Here is an 18,266-nt window from a genome sequence, read left to right as displayed (position 1 = left end):
CGGTCGTCCTCCATCAGACCGGCTCCAGCGGCACGTGGCCATCCGGCAGCTCGACGGTGATCACGTCACCCGGCACCACCTGGCCACCGCGCTCGACGACGGCCATGATCCCGGCCTTGCGTCGGATCGGCTGTCCGTCCCGCGAAACCGTTCCACCCGTGGGGCCGAGGTCGACATCGCTGTCGGTCGCGACGCCATCGGCCCGCTCGACGCAGATCTTGAGCAGGTCCGGCGAGAGGTCGTTGATCTGACGGCACGGATTGCGCAGGCCGGTGACACGCAGCACTGCCTCACCGAGGTGGAGTCTGGTGTCGGTCGGGAGCCCGAGCAGGTCGATTCCGGCGGTGAGGATGTTCTCCCCCAACGATCCCGGCCCGATCTCGTGCCCCGCCGCCCGGGCCTCGTCGAGCAACTCGTCGTGGATCAGGTGGACCTGACGCAGGTTCGGGGTCGTCGGATCACGCCGGACCCGGGACAGGTGTTGGACCGTGGTCCCCGAGTGCGCATCGCCGTCGACCCCGAGCCCTTCGACCAGCACGATCATGTCGACCGGCACCTTGCTGAAGCGATGCTGGTCGTCCCGGCTGACGGCGACGACACGCGGCCGCTGCGTGGTCACGACTCGAGCGCCGCGATGATCCGTGGTCGCAGGTCCCGGGCAGCGATGACCTCGTCGACCGAGCCGACCTCGACGGCGCGGTGGATCGAGTGCACGCCGTCGAATTCTGAGGCGACCTGGCCGAGGACTTCGGCGCGGACCGCCTGCCTCGTCTCGTCGAGTTGGGCGACGAGACCGGCGCGCTGCGAGCCGGCGGCATTGCGCACCTGATCCTCCAGATCGGCGACCCGCGGGTCCTTGGCGGTCCGCGCATCGACGTCCCGGGCGAAGACGACGGCGGCGGCCGGTGCCCCGCCGATCACCGACGCGAAGGACCCCTCGACCGCGAGCACGGTCATGTCGTCGTTCAGCGCTTTGGAGAAGACCACGAAGGCTCCGCCGTGGTAGCGCGAGACGACGACGAAGACGATCCGGCCCTTGAAGTTGACGATCGCGCGACCGATCTCCGCGCCGTACTCCAACTGCAGTTTGCGCATCGACTCCGGAGATCCGTCGAAGCCCGACAGGTTGGCCAGCACGACGAGCGGCCGGTTGCCGGACGCGGCGTTGATACCGCGGGCGGTCTTCTTGCTCGACTTCGGGAAGAGCGTGCCGGCGGTGTAACTGTCCGGGCCGTCCGTGGGCGGGAAGCCACGGCGCGCGACCGACTTGCTCTCGATCCCGATGAGGCACACCGGAATTCCACCGATGTGGGCGTCGGTGACCACCGAGGTCTCGGCATCGGCCATCCCTGCCCAGCGCTCGAGCATCGGGTGGTCCTGGTCGGTGACCGACCGCATGAGGGTGCGGATGTCGAAGGCCTTCTTGCGGTCGGGGTTGGTCTGCTTGCTGAAGATGTCGCCGACCGTGGTGAATCCGCTGTCCTTCGGGTCGTGGGGGTATGCCGTGACGTCACGATCCGTGGGATCGCTCGTCTGGGCGCGGCGAGGCGTGGCCTCCCCCGGCGCCACCCAGGTGTGGTCGTAGTGCTCGAGCAGGATGCCGTAGGCCTCGGCGAGGTCCTTCGCCCAGTACTGCGCCTGCCCATTGGGCCCCATGACGCGGTCGTAGCCACCGATGCCGAAGTTGTCCTCGGCCGAGACGCCACCGGAGAAGTCGAGCGACTGCTTGCCGGTGAGGACCATGGCCGAGTCGGGCGTCATGATGAGCACGCCCTTGCAGTGCATGAGCATCGTCGCTTCCGCGTTCCAATAGGGCTGGGCGCCGACATTGATCCCGGCGACGACGACGTTGATCTCGCCACCGGCCTGGGTGAAGTCGACGATCCGCCGGAGCGCTTTGGCGATCCAGTCCATGTTCTCCGTGCCCGAGTCCATCGCGATCCGGGCACCGGCCGACAGCGCGAACCACTCGACCGGCACACCCATCTCCTCGGCGAGGTCGATCGCTGCCATGATCCGGGCGCACTCGGCCTCGGCGACCGATCCCAGGCTGCGCAGCGGGTCGCCGCAGAGCAGCACGCGGGTCACGCCTTCGGGGTGCAAGCCGGTCGGGGTGGTGACGACGCCGCAGATGATGCCTGCCGTGTTCTGGCCGTAGGGCCGGTCCACGGGGACGAGGCGCCCGGACGCGTCGAGGTCGTGCTCGACGGCCGTGCCTCCACCGCCGGCCACCATCGACACCAATTCGTAGGGATAGACCAAGCCGCGCCGCCGGGCGCGGACGACCTTCTCGGCATACCCGTCGAGAGGTGCGAGGCGCTCGGTGGCGGGCTCCTCGAAGGTCGTGACGATGCCGCTGCCCGGCAGGGCGCGGAACTTGACGACGATCGGGGTGATCGAGCCGCCGGCTCCGGCCAGACGCCCCTCGATCCGGAGTTCCTCGATGCCGGCCCCGGCCGTCATCGGTGCGATCCGGCTCTCGAGGGCGGTGAGTTGGTCGAGATCGGCCGACACCGGCGGCCAGACGTGCAACCACACGTGGTTCATGTCCAGTCGGGCGCCGCCGGACCCCGCCGCAGCCCGGGCGCGACGGATCCCCTCGAGACAGTTCGCGATGGCGCGCTCGAGATGCGGGAGGGCGACAACGTTGCCGGCCTCGTCGCGGGCGACGCTGAACTGGCGCACCTGGGCCAACGCGAAGAGCCGCTGGTCGGCGGCGTTGCCCTTGGCCTGGCCCTTGAGCAGCAGGACATCGGTCGGCCCCTCGAGGCGGGTCAGGTCGAAGTCGCGCAGCCGCCAGAGGTTGAGGCGACGCCCAACCATCGGGTGGACGTTGCGGACGAGGAGGTCCTCGGTGAGCGCGCCATCCCCGGCGGGGCGGAAGGTGAAGTAGCCCACCTCGCGGGCATCGCCCGGGGCCACCCCGACGGCGATGCGGCGCACGGTGTGGGTGACCGGCAGGGCAGCCAGGGTGGCGGCCAATTGAGCCGACGCCTCGTCATCGGAGGCGGGCGCCTCTGGCCAGTGCAGGTAGAGGTCGACGACGCCCTCGACCCCTTCCTCCCGCGACTCGACCTGCGCCGTGAGGTCGGCGGTGAACTCGCTGTCGGGAGTCAACTCGTCGTGATTTGCGATGGTGCTCACCAGGTGCGAGTAGCGGCCGTCGAGGGTGTAGTCGGCGGTGGCAAAGGGTCGCCCGTGGATCTGGGTCTCGCCCACCTCGGAGATGGCGTGCTCGTGGTAGTGCCGCTTGATGAGGACAGCAAGCATCGGCTCGGTCTCGGGCAGCCCGTTCTCGAATCGTCGCCCGAGGAAGGACACGATGCGCTCGGGAATGCCGGCCAGAGCATCGAGGCGCGCACTGCGCTCGTCCCCGGTCGGCAGGCCAGCGATCGCCTCGATCTCGGGGCCGACCCTGGCCAGGACGCTCGAGCGGTCCTCATCGACGCCCGGCTGGTCGAACCAGCGGAAACGCACGCTTCGCGCGAGGTCGCCGACGACCGGGAACCGCAACTGGGTCGCCACGACCAGGCGATCGAGCACGTCGCGCGCGCGGTCGCCGAGGTCACCGGAGGGCGGCGGCTCGTCGATCCACTCCTGCAGCAGAGCCGTCGCGATGAGGACATCGGGGGTGGAGCGTTGCTGGGCCAAGAAGATCCGGAAGACCGCGGCCTCGAGCTCGGGTGACCGGTCGAGCGAACTGACGTCGTAGTGGCGGGCCACCCGCGCCAACTTGGACCGGAAGGCCTCGGGCAGGCCGCCGCGTTCGGCGTCGAGGCTCTGCAGGTAGGTGTGGAAGTGCTCGCGGGGCGAGTGCACCTGGTTCTCGGAGTGTTCGTCGTCACCGACCGGGCGATTGCGGGACAACTCGGCGAAATCGGCAAAGACCTCGAGCAGGTCGAGCTCCTCGCTCGTCAGTCCCGAGTCGCCCTGGCGGCGCTCGCGCTCGGCGAGGTAGCGCTGCAGGGTGCCACCGTCGTCCTGCGGGTCCACGTCATAGCCGAGCAGCATCGCCTCGATGTCGGCACGACCCTGCGCCAGCGCATCGCTGCCGTCGGCCGCTTCGTAGGCCAGGTCGAGGTCGACCGACTCCTCCGCGGCAGCCGGGGCGGCCTCCGCTCCCTCGTCGTCGACCACCGGGTCGATCCGCAGGAGAGGCGCGCCCGTCTCCACCTGGTGGCCGGCGGCCACGAGCACCTCCCGCACGACACCGGCGAAGGGGGCGGGCAGGACGGTCTCCATCTTCATCGACTCGAGGACGATGGCCGGGGCGCCCTCTGCCAGTTCGTCGCCGGTCGATGCGGGGGTCGCGACGACGAGTGCCGGCGCCGGAGAACGCAACACGCCACCCTCGTCACGACTCACGCGATGGGTGACCCCGTCGACCTCGACGAGCTGGGTCGGGCCGTGGGTGGCCGTGACGAGGCGGTGAGTGCGATCGCCGATGCGGATCCGGCTGGCATAGTCGTTGATCACGTCGAGATCGGCATCGACCGTGGCCGTGCCGGCGCCGGTGATGGCGACGCGGAAGCGGTGGGGCCCGATACGCAGGACGGTGACCTTGTAGGCCGCACCGCGCAACTTGAGGTCGACCGACTGGCCGACGCGGTGCTGGGCCTGCGGGCGGCCACCCCGTGCGGTCTCCAGGAGGCGAGCGCGCTCGACGGCCTCCTCATCGAGGTAGGCCTCGATGCCAGCGGCGACGAGAGCGACGCCGCTGTGCTGATGCGCGATCAGCCTGCCCTCGCCGCGCACGCGGTCGATCCAGCCGGTGTCGGCGCTGCCGTCGATGACCTCGGGCTGGGCCAGCAGGTCGAGGATGAAGGACTTGTTGGTCGAGCCGCCCTCGATGACGACGGTCGTCTCATCCATGGCGCGGCGCAGCCGGGCGAGAGCCTCGTCCCGGTCGCGTCCCCACGCGATGATCTTGGCGATCATCGAGTCGAAGTCGGCCGGGATCGAATCTCCCTCTCCGACACCGGTGTCGACGCGGATGCCCGGGCCGGCCGGGAGTTCGAGCAGGCTGATGTGGCCCGGGCTCGGCGCGAAATCGCGATCCGGGTCCTCGGCATTGAGGCGGGCCTCGACGGCGTGGCCGTTCTCGGCCGGGCGTTCGCCCTCCAGCCGCCCTCCCTGCGCGACGTGGATCTGCAGCTTGACCAGGTCCAGGCCGGTCACCTCCTCGGTGATCGGGTGCTCGACCTGGAGACGCGTGTTGACCTCGAGGAAGGCGAAGGTGCCGTCCTGGGGTTGGAAGAGGAACTCGACGGTGCCGGCACCGGCATACCCGACGGCGATGGCGAGGCGCTCGGCGCTGTCCTTGAGCAGCTGCGCCTGATCGCGCGTCATGACCGGGGACGCGGACTCCTCGATGACCTTCTGGTTGCGGCGCTGCACCGAGCAGTCGCGGACGCCGACCGCCCAGGCGGTGCCCTGCCCGTCGGCGATGACCTGCACCTCGACGTGACGGGCCCCGGTCACCAGGCTCTCGAGGAAGACCACGCCGGAGCCGAAGGCGCGCTGCGCCTCCTCCCTCGTCAATTGGTATGCCGCGGTGAGCTCGTCGTCGCTCGACACCTTGCGGATGCCTCGGCCCCCACCGCCCGCGGTCGCCTTGAGCATGAGCGGGTAGCCGAGGTCGTTCGCGACGGCGAGGGCGTCGCCGAGGGTCTCGACGCCGCCCTTGCTCCACGGGGCGACGGGAACGCCGACCTCCTCGGCGATCAGCTTGGAGCCGATCTTGTCGCCGAGTTTGCGCATCGCCTCACCGCTCGGACCGATGAACGCCACCCCGATCCGGGCGCAGAGATCGGCGAAGGCGGCGTCCTCGGCGACGAACCCCCAGCCGACCCAGGCGGCATCGGCGCGGGTCTGCGTGAGGGCGCGCTCGAGGAGGGCGTGGTCGAGATACGGGCGGTTGGCCGCGGGTCCGAGGTCGTAGGCGACATCGGCTTCGCGGACGAACATCGCCCGCTTCTCGCCCTCGGTGTGGAGGGCGATGACCTCGATCTGGTGACCACCGGTTTGTCGAGTTGCGGCGTTGAGGTCACGCACGGCGTGGATGAGGCGCATCGCGGCCTCACCTCGGTTGACGACGGCAATCCGCGAGAACGTGGTCACCCGCGTCAGACTGTCATGTGATCCGGGTAACTCGCGAGTAATCACCCTGCGTCCGGCAAAGTGGTTGCTCTGGCGTCCACTCACCGGACGCAAGAGATGGCCTGGCATCCTGCGTCCGGCACGATGGTTGGTGTGCCGTCCACTTGCCGGACGCTAGAAGTCAGACGGCGTCGCTGTCTTCGTGGCCGCCGCCGTCGCGGCGGAAGGTCACCTCGATCTCCTCGTAACCCTTGGTACGCATCGAGCGGGCCTGCGCGGCATACGTCTGCCGGTCGGCGTCGGTGAGATCCACGTCATCGGTGAACGGCGTGAGCAGCGCGCGCGGGTAGAGCCGACGCGCGCGCACGACATTGAGTTCGGCGCTCAGGACGAAGGCGACCGCGACGAGATAGACGAAGGCGAGCAGACCGAGCACGAAGCCCACGACGCCATTGGTCACCGAGGACTCCTTGACGATGCGCCCGATGTAGACGACACCGTAGGTCTGGATCAGTTGCCAGAGGGCAGCGGCGAAGAGCGCGCCCGCGATGTGCGCCGTGGGCGGCATGCGGCGCGCGACCGCCCACCGTTGGACGCCCAGCAACACGAGGGTGTTGGCGAGCAGGGTGATGGTGATCGACACCGCAGGACCGAACCACCCGACACGCAACGCGGCGAGGGTCGACAGGGTGGTCGTGCCGACGATTGCCAGTCCGGCGGTCAGGACGATCACCAGGCTGCGCAGCCGCACCGTGATCGGATTGGGTCGACTGTTGCGTGGAATCGCCCACACCGTGTTGAGGGCGTGCTGCACGGCGTTGCCGACTCCCAGTCCCCCGTAGACGGACACGAGAACGCCGACGATGACGCCGGCCGTGCCGCCGCTGAGTGCGGTCGGGTTCCCCAGTTGGTCGCCGACAACCGGGAACTGCGAGAGTGCCGACTCGATGATCTCCTCCTGGAGATCCGGTCTGCTGCTCAGGACCCAGGACAGCACCGTCGCCAGGAGCAGGAGGAGCGGAAACAGCGAGACGAAGGCGTAATAGGTGATGAGGGCCGCGAGGTAGCCACCGGAGTCATCGAAGAACTTGTAGATCACGCCCAGGGGGAAGCCGATCACCGGGTGCCGCCGCTGAAAGGCGTCGAACCGGTCCACGAGGCTCATGGGAGCATCTCATCACGCACGGCCATCGCCGATGCTGCGTTGTGAGTCAGGCCTTGGCCACGACGACCTCGAGTTCGCCGTCGGCGTACTGCTTGCGCAGCACCTTCTTGTCGAACTTGCCGACACTGGTGCGGGGCACGGCCTCGATGAAGGCCCACGCGTCGGGGAGTTGCCACTTGGCGAAGTGCTCACCGAGGAACTCTCGCAACGCTTCTGGCGTCACCCTGGCCCCCTCCCGCACCACGACAGAGGCGAGTGGGCGCTCCTGCCACTTATCGTCGGGAATGGCGACGACCGCAGCCTCGACCACATCCGGGTGGCCCATCAGGGCGGACTCCAGGTCCACCGAACTGATCCATTCACCCCCGGACTTGATGACGTCCTTGGCGCGGTCGGTCAAGGTGATGTAGGCCAACTCGTCCAGGTGCCCGACATCACCGGTGCGCAGCCAACCGTCGTGGAACTTCTCCGGGTCAGCGTCCTTGTAGTAGCCACCGGTGACCCACGGACCCCGGACCTCGAGCTCGCCGACCGACTCACGGTCGTGCGGCAGCGCCGTCCCGTCGGGACCGATGATGCGGGCCTCGACACCTGGCAGGGGGCGACCTTGGCCACCGCGATAGCGCCAGATCCTGTCCCCGTCGACGCCGGCCGGTGCCGCCGCGACCGACGCCACGGGCGAGGTCTCCGTCATCCCCCAGGCCTGACGCATCTCGATGCCGTGGCGCTCGCTCAGTGCCTTCTGCAGGCTCACCGGGACGGCCGATCCACCACAAAGGACGAGCCGGAGCGACGAGAGGTCCGCCGGTGTGCCGGCCGAGACGAGCTGGTCGAGGTGGCCCAGCACGTCGTTCCAGACCGTCGGCACGGCTCCGGAGACGGTCGGGCGCGAGGCGACCATGAAGCGCGTGATCGGCTCGGCCTGGAGCCAACGGTCGGGCATGAGGAGCGACGAGCCCGCCAGCAACGCGGCATACGGCAGGCCCCAGGCGTTGGCGTGGAACATCGGGACGATCGGCAGCACCCGGTCGTGCCAGGTGAGCCCGCCGACGTTGCCCGCGCACACGGCCATCGAGTGCAGGTGTGCCGAGCGGTGGGAGTAGACCACGCCCTTGGGTTGGCCCGTGGTCCCGCTGGTGTAGCACATGGCGGCGGCATCGTTCTCGTCGGCAACCACCCAGTCGAAGGTCGGGTCGGCGGCGGCGAGCAGATCGTCGTAGAGGTGCACCTGCTTGCCGCTCGTGCGGAGCGAATCAAGGTCTGCTGCACCAGCTTCGGGTCCTGCCACGAGGACGTGCTCGACGGTCGTGAACGTTGGGAGCAGCTTGGCCAGCAGCGGCACGAGGGAGTCGTCGACGAGGACGACCTTGTCGTCGGCGTGCTCGGCGATGTAGGTCAGTTGCTCGGGGAAGAGCCGGATGTTGAGGGTGTGCAGGACGGCACCCATGGACGGGATCGCGAGGTAGGCCTCGAGGTGCTCGGCGTTGTTCCACATGAAGGTCGCCACCCGCTGATCGCCGTCGATGCCCAGGGCGCGCAGCGCATTGGCGAGGCGGGCGGCGCGCTCGCCGAGCGCGGCATACGTCTGGCTGCGGGTGCCGTCGGCGGTCGCCGTCACGACCTCGGAGTCGTGGTGGACAGTCGTCCCGTGGAGGAGGATCGAGGTGATCGACAGGGGGACGTCCTGCATCGTGCTGCGCATCGGGTGACTCCTTCGTCATCGGTATGCCGTGGCTCGCCGTCGCCTCATCCTGCCCCTCACGATCGGCTCACGGTAGGGATCAGCGCCGCGGCCGGCCGATCTGCGTGCTGGGACCGACGTGCTCGGCGAACCAGGCGTTGATCGGCCCCAGCGCGCGCCATGCCTTCTCCACTTCGGAGCGGGCTCGTGTGGTCGAGACCCAGGCCGGCGCCCCGAAGCGCTTGAGCGCCATCAACTCCTTGTGACGCAGCAGCTCGATCCGGGGATGGTCCTTGGCGAATCCACGCGGCGTGGTGGCCACCTGCTCGCCGGCGATCTCGAAGCCCGCCGCGCGGAGGTCGATGACCAAGCGCTCGAGCTCGGCACCGGCCGGGGAGTCGACCGCCGCGCGCATCCGCTTGGTCTGGTCCGTGCCGTGGGCTCGGAAGCCGCCGCCGGCGAGCAGTCCGTTGGCATCGACTGCGAGGTAGTGGCCGGCCACCCCGACGACGGTTCCGAGGAAGGCACCTTGCTGGGTCTTGTAGGGACTCTTGTCCGCGCTGAACCGCACGTCGCGATGGGGGCGGAAGACCTTGGCCTGGCCGAACTCCGGCTCGAGTTCGTCGAGCAGTGCCGTGAGAGGACCTTTGACGGCGGTCTCGTAGATGGCCTTGTGGTCCTGCCAGTAGGCCTTGGAGTTGTCGGCCTCCAGTCCCTCATAGAACTCGAAGGCCGCATCGGGGAAGCCGGTGAAGGTCATGGTGCCGATCTTGGCAGGGGCCGCGACTCGGGTCACCCGGTGACGAGGAGATCGGCGCGTGATCGGGACACAGCGACGAGCCGGGCGTTGGGTTCGTCGACCCGCTGGACCCAGTCGATGGCGTCCTGTCGGGCCTTGCCGAACTCCACATGGCGCGCCACGAGGCGGTCCCGACGGACGGCGTCGTCGACCTCGACGAACCACGCCTGATCGAGCAGTGATCTCGCCTCTCGCCAGGGGTCGGCATCGATGAGGAGGTAGTTGCCCTCGGTGACGACCAGCCGAACGTCGGGATCGACGGCGATGGCGCCGGCGATCGGCTGCTCGAGGTCGCGTTCGAAGCCCGGCGCCCAGACCGTCGTGCGGTCGACTCGCACGCGGCGCAAGAGGGCCAGGTAGCCGTGGCCATCAAAGGTCTCGGGCGCCCCCTTGCGATCCGACAGACCAAGGCGCTGCAGGCTCGCGTCGGCGAGATGGAAGCCGTCCATCGGCACCAGAGCGGCGGCCACGCCTCGCTCCCGGGCGGCCTGCACGATCGCCGCGGCGACTGTGCTCTTGCCGGCGCCCGGCGCACCGGCGATGCCGACGATCACCCGATCCGTCCCGGTCTCGAGACCAGGCGGTCCACCAGGCTCTCAAGGTCCATGGCCACATTGTGCAATCGGGGCGGGAGGCCGCACCCCTGAGGTGCGCCCATGCGTGCGAAAGGCCCGTGACCGGCATACCTGCTGGTCACGGGCCTTTCGAGCACTGGGTGGCGGGTGAAGGATTCGAACCTTCGTAGCTTTCGCGATGGATTTACAGTCCACTCCCATTGGCCGCTCGGGCAACCCGCCTTGGTGCGCATGGAAGGATAGCAAGCCGGACCCCGCACCGATAAATCGACCCGCAAGGAGCCCTCATGGCCGACGCCAGCATGGACATCGTCAGCACCTTCGACAAGCAGGAGGTCGCCAACGCGGTCAACGCTGCCGCCAAGGAGATCCACAACCGCTACGACTTCAAGGGCGTCGGCGCGAGCGTCGAGCTGACCGGCGAGGTCATCAAGATGGAGGCCAACTCCGAGGACCGCTGCAAGGCCGTCCTCGACGTGGTCCAGACCTGGCTGGTCAAGCGCGGGGTCAGCCTCAAGCATCTCGACCTGCCCGACGGCTGGGCACCGCGCCTCTCCGGCAAGGAGTACAAGCTGGACGTGCCCCTCAAGGAGGGCATCAACCAGGAGAACGCGAAGAAGATCAACAAGATCATCCGCGACGAGGGCCCCAGGGGGGTCAAGACCCAGATCCAGGGTGACGCGATCCGCGCGACGAGCAAGTCCCGCGATGACCTCCAGGCCGTGCAGAAGCTCCTCAAGGAGTCCGACCTCGACGTCGCGGTGAACTTCACCAACTACCGCTGAGCCCAAGACAAAGGCGAGGTATGCCGGGAGATCACCTCCCGGCATACCTCGCCTTTGCTCTGCCTTTCGCACTCAGTCGGCGACGAGGCGGGCGATGACCTTGGGCGCCGGCTGGCGCAGCGAGGGCGTCGCCGGTAGCGCGGTCGCCGCGACCACGACCGCGGCCAGGGCCCCGACGACCTGCACCACGACGAGCCACGGCACGCCGACGGCGAAACCGCCCAGGACGGTCTCGAAGTGCAGGACGGGGACCACGAGCATCATCGCGACCATGACCGCGGCGAGCATGGTCGCAGTGATGGTGACGATGAGGGCCTCGAGCACGGGGATGGCCGCCCGTTGCGCGGGAGTCGCGCCGAGCACACCGTCGAGGGCCAACTCGGCCGACCGCTGCCGGGTCATCATGACGAGCGATCCGACCGCACCGGAGATCGACACGGCTAGGGGTAGGCCCAACAGGACGAGCAACGAGCCGAGGCCTTCGGAGGAGAAGTCGTCGACCGGAGCGCCACCCGCGGCCAAGGAGGCCACGAGGGTTTCGCCCATGATGAGCATGCCGATGAGGAGCCCGACGGTGAACGTGACGGGGACGACCGACTTGGCGAGCCGGTCTCCCTTGGCAACGACCGTGTTGCGGGCCAGGTGCCACGTGCCGCTGCGGACCGGGACCATCGCGGTCCAGGCCCGGGCGAGCCAGGCCACGGTGAACGGCGCCGCGGAGGACAGCAGAGCGCCGGCCAGGACGAGGTGGAGCAGGCTGACCTGGAGGACGACCTGCATCCGGTCCCTTTCGTCGATCAGGGTGGGGTCGGCGACCAACGCAAGACTCCCGGCGATGCCAGCAGCGCACAGGAGCACCTTGACAGCCACCACCCACACACGGGTCCGAGCCGGCCTCGAGGCCTCCCGCAGCGCCTCGACCGGTGGGATGCGCGAGGCGAGCAGGGACTGGCGCAGCCCGCCGAGGAGGGCGACGAGCAGGCAGCCGCCGTTGGCGAGCAGCAGCATCGACACCGACACGTGGGGCTCGATGATGATGGGGGTGGCGGGGTCGGACTGCACATACTCCAACGCCCGGTCCAGGCTGAGGATGGCCACCACGTCACCCACGATCGCCGAGGCGAGGGAGACGACCGCGAGCTGGGTCATCACGGTGCCGACGACCTGTCGTGGCGTGGCTCCCGCCAGGGCCAGCCGCGCAATGGCGCCGCGGCGCGAAGACACGACGAGTTGGGTCGCCGAGCCGATGACCGCCAGCGCGACCAGAGCCACCAGGACTGCATTGAAGCCACCGAGCGCCACGAGGGAGTCGACCTCGCTCGCCTGGTCGGGACCGACCGGGTGCGCCGCCGCGGCACTGCCGGAGACGAGGAGCGCCAGAGCGGCGGCAGCGTTCGTCACGATGAACGTCAGGGAGACAGCGGCCCACGCCAGGCGCGCTCCCCTGATCTCGGCGAGATGGAGCGGGTTCATGACCGTGAGGAGGTCGAGCCGTCGCTGAGCTCAGCCATGACGAGCGCAACATCGGCGGCGGACGGGGTGCTCAGTTGTCGCTCGAGGCGACCGTCACGCATGAACATCACGCGATCACACCGGGCGGCGACATTCGGGTCGTGGGTGACGATCAGGACGGCCCGTTGCGGGTCCGCCGCGATGGCCGCGAGTTGGTCGAGCACGACGTGGCCGGTGGTCGTGTCGAGAGCGCCGGTGGGTTCGTCGGCGAAGACGACGCGCGGTGACTGCGCCAGGACTCGGGCGAGGGCCACCCGCTGCTGTTCACCACCGGACAGCGAGATGGGCAGCGACCTGGCCAGGCTCTCGATCCCGAGGGTCGCCATCGCCTCCCGGATCGCGTCGCGAGGCGGCAGGAGACGGCGCAGACGCCAGGGCAACGCGACATTCTCGCCGACGCTGAGTGTGGGCACGAGGTTGTAGGACTGGAAGACGAAACCGACCTCCGAGCGCCGAAGGCGCGCCAACTCGCCACGGGAGACGGTGGCCAGGTTGCGACCGAGCAGGTCGATCGACCCGGTCGTCGGCTGCTCCAGACCGGCCAGGCAATAGAGCAGGGTCGACTTGCCGGAGCCGGAGGGGCCCATGACGGCGCACATCTCCCCGGCTGCGACACCGAGGGAGACGCCGTGGAGGATCTCGGCGCGACGGCGCCCCACGGCATACGACTTGGTGACCTCACGGGCCGACAGGAGGGTGGGCCCCGGGGCGGGACGGGTGAGTCGGGTCGACGTGGTGCCGACGGGTGCGGCTTGGTCGATGGTGATCGTCATGACGGTTCCCCTTGCATCGGGTGGATCGGACACCACCCATCCGAGCCCAACCGATGCGACCCGAGGAAGTGGTTGCGATGATCACTGGCCGATCGTTAATGGTGCAGCGGCCCAGAACGGGGAATTCTGGCCGAAAGTGAACGTCACGACCGAGCGGATCAGCGACTCATTCGTCCTCGGCAACCGGAGGGAGGTCATGGACATCGACGACACCGAGCTGGATCGACCGCACGAGGATCTGGGTCCGCGACGTGACCCCGAGCTTGGCGCCGATGTGCGAGAGATATTGCTTGACCGAGCCCTCGGACACGAACATTCGCGCCGCGATCGCGCCATTGCCGAGCCCATGCGCCAGCCAGCGCACCACCTCGACCTCGCGGGGAGTCAATCCCCCATCGCTCGACGGGATGCCCTCTGCCGCAACCGACCCCACCAGAGCGCGTCGCACCGACGGCGACAGTGGCATCTCCCCGGCGAGCGCCTGGGCGATGCCCTCGACGAGTCCTTCAGCACCCACGTCCTTGAGGAGGTAGCCGGCGGCGCCGGCGCGCAACGCGGGGAGGATGTAGTCCAGACCCCCGAACGTCGTCAACGCCACGACGCAGGCCTCCGGACGGCGACTGGTCAGTTCGCGGATGGCATCGATGCCGCTCATGACCGGCATCTGGAGGTCCATCAGGACCACGTCCGGACGACATTCCTCGTAGGCCGTGAGCGCCTCCTTGCCGTTGACCGCCTCGCCGACCAGGACCAGATCGGTGCGCGACCCGAAGAAGGACCTGAAGGCCTCACGGACGAGGAAGTCGTCGTCGACGACGAGCACCGTGTGCGCAGGCGCCAGTGCGTCGGTCAACTCGGCCATGGACCCACCCTAGGACCTGCTCGGAGGTTGCCGCGATGCGCCGCGTGATCGGGGAGGTCCGTCGGTGGTGGCTCGGAGCAACGTCCTTGGAGGTGCTCCGGCTGGGGCTCGCGACAGCCGTCATCCTGGCCCTCCTGGTCGATGCTGCCCAAGGAGCCGCTGGGCCCGGAGGCCTGCTCGGGCTCGCCCTGGAGGCGGTGGCGACGGCGATCGCCGTGATCGCCCTCTGGAACCCGTGGCGAGGGGCGCTCCTCGGCCTGCTGGTCATCGCTGCGGAGATCTGGTGGCCCACCAACGCGAGTTCGTTCATGGTCGCCAGCCTCACTCTTGCCCTCATGGTGACCTTTGAATCGTGGCGGCGGGTGGCCTTCGTCCTTATCGTGCAGGCCCTGCTGTGGGTGCCCGTCTTCATCTTGGATCCGGGCGGCTTCACCCCTGCATCGGCCGTGGTCATTGCGGTGCTGACCTCGCTCAGCGCCGGACTCGGGTGGCTGGCCCGGTGGCAGGTCCGCCTGCGGGAGTCCTCGCTCGATCGACTCACCACCCTCACGAGCACCCGCGCTCTGGTGCGGGACACCGAGCGCGCTCGTCTGGCCCATGATCTGCACGATGCGGTCGCTCGCGAACTGTCCCTGATCTCGCTGCAGGTGCTTGCCGTCAGCGGGAGCACGGACACGGACAGACTGCGTGACTCGCTGCGGGCGATCGACGAGGCATGTGCGAGGGCTCTCACCGCCCTGCGGCACGTCGTGGGGGTGCTGCGCAGCGATGGTGACCCGGAAGGACGCGGCCTGGTCGGACCCCTGACCGTGGACGAAGCCTTCGAGCAGTCACGGGCCACCTTGGCGGACAACGGCTTCGGAGTCGATTTCGCCCCCCGCCCCACCTCTCTCGCCCTCGAGCCCACCACCGAGCGCATGGTGGCTCGTCTGATCGACGAGATCTCGACGAATGCACTCAGGTATGCCGATCGCTCTGCCCCCGTCGAGTTGACCCTTTGGGTCGACGAGGACTGGCTGCACGTGCACACCCGGAACCAGGTCGTCGCCGGCGGGCGTTCGGACGCCCCGTCACTGCATCTGGGTCTCTCGGCGATGCGCCATCAGGTCGAGTTGATCGGCGGGGCGGTCCACCGGCACCTCACCGACAGCCAGTGGTCGCTCGCCGCGAACGTGCCGCTCCGCCCTCGTCCCACGCCGGCGCCGGTCGCGCCGCAGGACCGTGCGCACCCGTCGCGGCTCTGGCTGGCCCGAGCGCTCACCGCGGCTCTGCTCGTGGCCTGTCGCCTCCTCGCCGGCAACCTGTACTCCTTGCCCCACCCGATGGAGTCGCTGCTGTGGGTCGGTGTCTCAGCCATGATCGTATGGTCGGTCCAACCCGGGCGACTCCGGCTGGTCCTGCCGCCGGTCCTGGTCGGCACCGTCGCCCTGCTCGCCGCCGTCGGCGGGGCGAGTGGCGCCCCCTTGCAGGTCCTCCCCGCCGTCGCCATCGTGACCGTCACTGCGAGTCTCGGAGCCCGCACCGCCGCACTGCACGCGCTCGCGGTCGGTACGTTGCTCTATCCGCTGCTGCTGAGGTCCTTGTCGGCGGCTCCTGAGAGGACGCTTCTCGAGGCCTACCTGACCATGCTGGTGGTGTTCGTCGTGCTGCCCGGCGGCATCGGTCTGGCCGTCCGGCGGGCCCTCCGCCGCGCGCGGGACCGCAGCCGTCGACTGGCGGACCTGACCGCAGAGACCCGCACGATCCGCGATGACGAACGTCGCCTCCTCGCGGGTGAGGTCACGGACATCGTCGTCCACCAGGTGTCCTTGATCCGGGTCCAGATCATGGGTCATGGCGCCAGTGCGGACCCGGTCGTCCTGCGTCGCGTCCTGACCCGAGTCCAGGGCGCCGCCGGCACCGCTCTCAGCGAGTTGCGCCTTCTCGTCGGCGTCCTGCGGACTTCGGACGATGCGTTGGCCCTTCCGCATGGTGACCCCGGCCGGGACCTGACCAGGACGGTGCAGGAGGTCACGGCGCTCCTGGACAGCCATGACGTCGCCGTCCGCACCGAGGTCTCCCTCCCGGTCGAGCAGGAGACCGACCTGCCGGCCAGCACCGTGCGCACAGCCGATCGGGTGCTGCGGGAGGCAGCCACCAATGTCATCCGCCACGGCGCACGTGAGGCCGTCTGCGCGCTGGTGGTCGAACCCGTTGACGGCATGGTCCGGATCGAGGTCCGCAACGAGTTGCCCGAGCTTGCCGAAGGCGACCGGATCTCGGCTCGCCGGCACAGTCGTGGCCTTGGCCTGTCGCTGCTGGCCCTGCGCGAGCGCGTCCTCCTGGAGGGCGGCACCTTCACTGTCGAGCACACTCCCGGATTCATGGTGCGCGCCGACCTCCCCGTCCGCCCTACCGCAAATCAGGCTTGATGACCTTGCCCATGTGGTTGCGCGGCAACGATGCCCGCACATGCACCCACCGCGGCCGCTTGTGCACCGACCGCCGGCCGGCGATCCAGTCCGACAGCGCCGGCCCGTCGATGACGGCGCCCTCACGGGCCACGACATAGGCCACGATCCGCTGCCCCAGGTCCTCGTCCGGCTCCCCCACGACCGCCACCTCGACCACGTCCGGGTGGGCCAGGAGTTCGGTCTCGACCTCCCCGGCCCCGACGCGATAGCCGCCGGTCTTGATCAGGTCGACGGACTCCCTCCCGACGATCCGGTGGCAGCCGTCCGGCGCGATCGCGGCGATGTCACCGGTGACGAACCATCCGTCGTCGGTGAAGGACGCCGCATTGGCCTCGGGCCGACTCCTCGTCGGCGGCCACGCGCCCCCAGACGGTCGGGACGCCGAAGAAGAGCGTGCCCCCGGCGGCCGCACTCGCGGCATACGCAGCGGGTGTGGGGCGACCGGTGTGGATGGGGTCGCAGCCGTGATGGAGCGCACCGAGCAGGCCCAGGACGAGCCCGTGGACGTGATTGAGCGGCAGCCCGTGGACGAGGACGTCATCGGCGGTCCACGACCAGGCGTCGGCCAGACCGTCGAGGCAGGACACGATCCCGGCCGCAGAGATCGGCACGCCCTTGGGAGCACCGGTCGTGCCGGAGGTGTAGAGCATGAGCGCACCGGCCGACTCCAGTGGCGCACCGGTCGAGCGGACGCGGTCCGCCAACGCCCCGACGGCGACGGCCCCGCTGTCCCCGAGGATGTGGTCGAGCTCGCGGTCACCGAGGTCGTCCGGCACGGGGACCAGCGTCACCTCGTCCAGCGTCGCGGACACCAAGGTCGTGACGAAGTCGCGGGTCGGCTGGGCGAGCGCGGCGACCCGACCCTGACCGGCGAACGCCGGAGCCAGGGCACGCGCCGCTGCGAGGAGGTCGGCATGGGTGAGCGTGCCGTCGGGCAGCACGACCCGGGCCCCGGGATGCGCACCGCCGACGAGGGAGCGCAGCAACGTCGTCTCAGCCAAAGGTCGCCCGGCTCGTCAGGGCCTCACCGAGTTCGTGGGCCTGGTCGGTCAGCGCGCGGCGCACGCCGGGTGTGAGGTCGTAGCGGTCGAGGGCTCGCTTGGCCATCGCCGCGGTCTCGCGACTGACCAGCGCCCGGGGGAAGGCCGCCTTGACGACCCGGTCGAGCGCGTCGTCGCCCATCCAGCCCGACATTCTCACGAGGGCGTCCGGGAAGCGGTCGACGTAGCCGCCGACGAGCGTCGGATCAGGAGCCGCCCAGAAGGACCCGCCCAGCGCCAGAGCGGCATAGTTGCTGAGGTCCTGTTTGGTCGTCAGCTCGGTCCAGGCTGGACGTGGCACTCAAGGAGGGCATCAACCAGGAGAACGCGAAGAAGATCAACAAGATCATCCGCGACGAGGGCCCCAGGGGGGTCAAGACCCAGATCCAGGGCGACGCCATCCGCGCCACGAGCAAGTCGCGCGACGACCTCCAGGCCGTCCAGAAGCTGCTCAAGGACTCGGATCTCGACGTCGCGGTCAACTTCACCAACTACCGCTGACGGCTCACCGTCCAGCCCGCC

General features: G+C 69.2%; 14 protein-coding genes, 1 tRNA gene and 1 pseudogene. 3 read left to right on the top strand and 13 right to left on the bottom strand.

Annotation, left to right across the window (positions count from 1 at the left end):
* Nucleotides 1–13: 13 nt before the first annotated feature.
* The 7 genes from BN10_RS03710 to BN10_RS03680 all read right to left on the bottom strand — a co-directional run bounded on the left by BN10_RS03710 (nucleotide 14) and on the right by BN10_RS03680 (nucleotide 10,541).
* A complete protein-coding gene (locus tag BN10_RS03710) occupies nucleotides 14–619 on the bottom strand; it encodes an MOSC domain-containing protein (RefSeq protein WP_010849821.1) in 606 nt (201 codons plus the stop codon).
* On the bottom strand, nucleotides 616–6,228 hold the full coding sequence (locus tag BN10_RS03705; RefSeq protein ID WP_010849820.1) for an ATP-binding protein: 5,613 nt from the start codon (nucleotides 6,226–6,228) through the stop codon (nucleotides 616–618). The genes BN10_RS03710 and BN10_RS03705 overlap by 4 nt, the downstream gene beginning before the upstream one ends.
* Nucleotides 6,229–6,280: 52 nt before the next feature.
* On the bottom strand, nucleotides 6,281–7,264 hold the full coding sequence (locus BN10_RS03700; protein WP_010849819.1) for a YihY/virulence factor BrkB family protein: 984 nt from the start codon (nucleotides 7,262–7,264) through the stop codon (nucleotides 6,281–6,283).
* A gap of 46 nt (nucleotides 7,265–7,310) precedes the next feature.
* Nucleotides 7,311–8,966 carry a fatty acid--CoA ligase gene (locus BN10_RS03695; protein ID WP_010849818.1) on the bottom strand — a complete coding sequence of 552 codons (1,656 nt, stop codon included), beginning with the start codon at nucleotides 8,964–8,966 and terminating at the stop codon, nucleotides 7,311–7,313.
* 79 nt (nucleotides 8,967–9,045) lie between these two features.
* The gene (locus BN10_RS03690) at nucleotides 9,046–9,705 is read right to left on the bottom strand and encodes a DUF2461 domain-containing protein (RefSeq protein ID WP_040752439.1); all 660 of its coding nucleotides are present in this window, start codon (nucleotides 9,703–9,705) and stop codon (nucleotides 9,046–9,048) included.
* Between the two features lie 32 nt (nucleotides 9,706–9,737).
* A complete protein-coding gene (locus BN10_RS03685) occupies nucleotides 9,738–10,298 on the bottom strand; it encodes a nucleoside/nucleotide kinase family protein (protein WP_010849816.1) in 561 nt (186 codons plus the stop codon).
* Nucleotides 10,299–10,460: 162 nt separating this feature from the next.
* Nucleotides 10,461–10,541 (bottom strand) — tRNA-Tyr (locus BN10_RS03680).
* Between the two features lie 65 nt (nucleotides 10,542–10,606).
* Here BN10_RS03680 and BN10_RS03675 point away from each other — a divergent pair.
* The gene (locus BN10_RS03675) at nucleotides 10,607–11,104 is read left to right on the top strand and encodes a YajQ family cyclic di-GMP-binding protein (protein ID WP_010849815.1); all 498 of its coding nucleotides are present in this window, start codon (nucleotides 10,607–10,609) and stop codon (nucleotides 11,102–11,104) included.
* A 72-nt stretch (nucleotides 11,105–11,176) separates the two neighbouring features.
* On the opposite strand, the gene BN10_RS03670 is transcribed toward BN10_RS03675, so the two are convergent.
* The 3 genes from BN10_RS03670 to BN10_RS03660 all read right to left on the bottom strand — a co-directional run bounded on the left by BN10_RS03670 (nucleotide 11,177) and on the right by BN10_RS03660 (nucleotide 14,251).
* Nucleotides 11,177–12,577, bottom strand: coding sequence for an FtsX-like permease family protein (locus BN10_RS03670; RefSeq protein ID WP_010849814.1), 1,401 nt, complete (start codon nucleotides 12,575–12,577; stop codon nucleotides 11,177–11,179).
* A complete protein-coding gene (locus BN10_RS03665) occupies nucleotides 12,574–13,389 on the bottom strand; it encodes an ABC transporter ATP-binding protein (protein ID WP_010849813.1) in 816 nt (271 codons plus the stop codon). Before BN10_RS03665 ends, BN10_RS03670 begins: the two co-directional genes overlap by 4 nt.
* A gap of 166 nt (nucleotides 13,390–13,555) precedes the next feature.
* Nucleotides 13,556–14,251 carry a response regulator gene (locus BN10_RS03660; protein ID WP_010849812.1) on the bottom strand — a complete coding sequence of 232 codons (696 nt, stop codon included), beginning with the start codon at nucleotides 14,249–14,251 and terminating at the stop codon, nucleotides 13,556–13,558.
* Nucleotides 14,252–14,286: 35 nt separating this feature from the next.
* On the opposite strand from BN10_RS03660, the gene BN10_RS03655 reads away from it, so the two are divergent.
* Nucleotides 14,287–16,662: a sensor histidine kinase gene (locus tag BN10_RS03655; protein WP_010849811.1), complete on the top strand. Its 2,376-nt coding sequence runs from the start codon at nucleotides 14,287–14,289 to the stop codon at nucleotides 16,660–16,662.
* Here the strand turns inward: BN10_RS03655 and BN10_RS17200 are convergent.
* From BN10_RS17200 to BN10_RS16665, 3 genes are all read right to left on the bottom strand, one after another.
* Nucleotides 16,643–16,927 carry an AMP-binding enzyme gene (locus BN10_RS17200; RefSeq protein ID WP_267878881.1) on the bottom strand — a complete coding sequence of 95 codons (285 nt, stop codon included), beginning with the start codon at nucleotides 16,925–16,927 and terminating at the stop codon, nucleotides 16,643–16,645. The two genes, BN10_RS03655 and BN10_RS17200, sit on opposite strands and share 20 nt — an antisense overlap.
* A 61-nt stretch (nucleotides 16,928–16,988) precedes the next feature.
* Nucleotides 16,989–17,705 carry an AMP-binding protein gene (locus BN10_RS03650; RefSeq protein WP_010849809.1) on the bottom strand — a complete coding sequence of 239 codons (717 nt, stop codon included), beginning with the start codon at nucleotides 17,703–17,705 and terminating at the stop codon, nucleotides 16,989–16,991.
* The gene (locus BN10_RS16665; RefSeq protein WP_198013999.1) at nucleotides 17,698–18,045 is read right to left on the bottom strand and encodes a hypothetical protein; all 348 of its coding nucleotides are present in this window, start codon (nucleotides 18,043–18,045) and stop codon (nucleotides 17,698–17,700) included. The genes BN10_RS03650 and BN10_RS16665 overlap by 8 nt, the downstream gene beginning before the upstream one ends.
* Here BN10_RS16665 and BN10_RS03640 point away from each other — a divergent pair.
* Nucleotides 18,030–18,245, top strand: a pseudogene (locus tag BN10_RS03640) (DUF520 family protein); the annotation flags it as partial. The gene BN10_RS16665 and the pseudogene BN10_RS03640 overlap by 16 nt on opposite strands.
* Nucleotides 18,246–18,266: the final 21 nt, after the last annotated feature.

Source organism: Phycicoccus elongatus Lp2 (assembly GCF_000367525.1).
GTDB classification, from domain to species: domain Bacteria; phylum Actinomycetota; class Actinomycetes; order Actinomycetales; family Dermatophilaceae; genus Phycicoccus_A; species Phycicoccus_A elongatus.
The sequence above is the reverse complement of the archived record's forward strand: the minus strand, read 5'-3'. Positions and strand labels throughout refer to the sequence as shown.

Excerpts from the sequence above, each read along its gene's own strand:
- BN10_RS03705 (WP_010849820.1), bottom strand. The coding sequence starts at position 6,228 with ATGCCAGGCCATCTCTTGCGTCCGGTGAGTGGACGCCAGAGCAACCAC.
- BN10_RS03700 (WP_010849819.1), bottom strand. The coding sequence starts at position 7,264 with ATGAGCCTCGTGGACCGGTTCGACGCCTTTCAGCGGCGGCACCCGGTG.
- BN10_RS03695 (WP_010849818.1), bottom strand. The coding sequence starts at position 8,966 with ATGCGCAGCACGATGCAGGACGTCCCCCTGTCGATCACCTCGATCCTC.
- BN10_RS03690 (WP_040752439.1), bottom strand. The coding sequence starts at position 9,705 with ATGACCTTCACCGGCTTCCCCGATGCGGCCTTCGAGTTCTATGAGGGA.
- BN10_RS03675 (WP_010849815.1), top strand. The coding sequence starts at position 10,607 with ATGGCCGACGCCAGCATGGACATCGTCAGCACCTTCGACAAGCAGGAG.
- BN10_RS03670 (WP_010849814.1), bottom strand. The coding sequence starts at position 12,577 with ATGAACCCGCTCCATCTCGCCGAGATCAGGGGAGCGCGCCTGGCGTGG.
- BN10_RS03665 (WP_010849813.1), bottom strand. The coding sequence starts at position 13,389 with ATGACGATCACCATCGACCAAGCCGCACCCGTCGGCACCACGTCGACC.
- BN10_RS03660 (WP_010849812.1), bottom strand. The coding sequence starts at position 14,251 with ATGGCCGAGTTGACCGACGCACTGGCGCCTGCGCACACGGTGCTCGTC.
- BN10_RS03655 (WP_010849811.1), top strand. The coding sequence starts at position 14,287 with ATGCGCCGCGTGATCGGGGAGGTCCGTCGGTGGTGGCTCGGAGCAACG.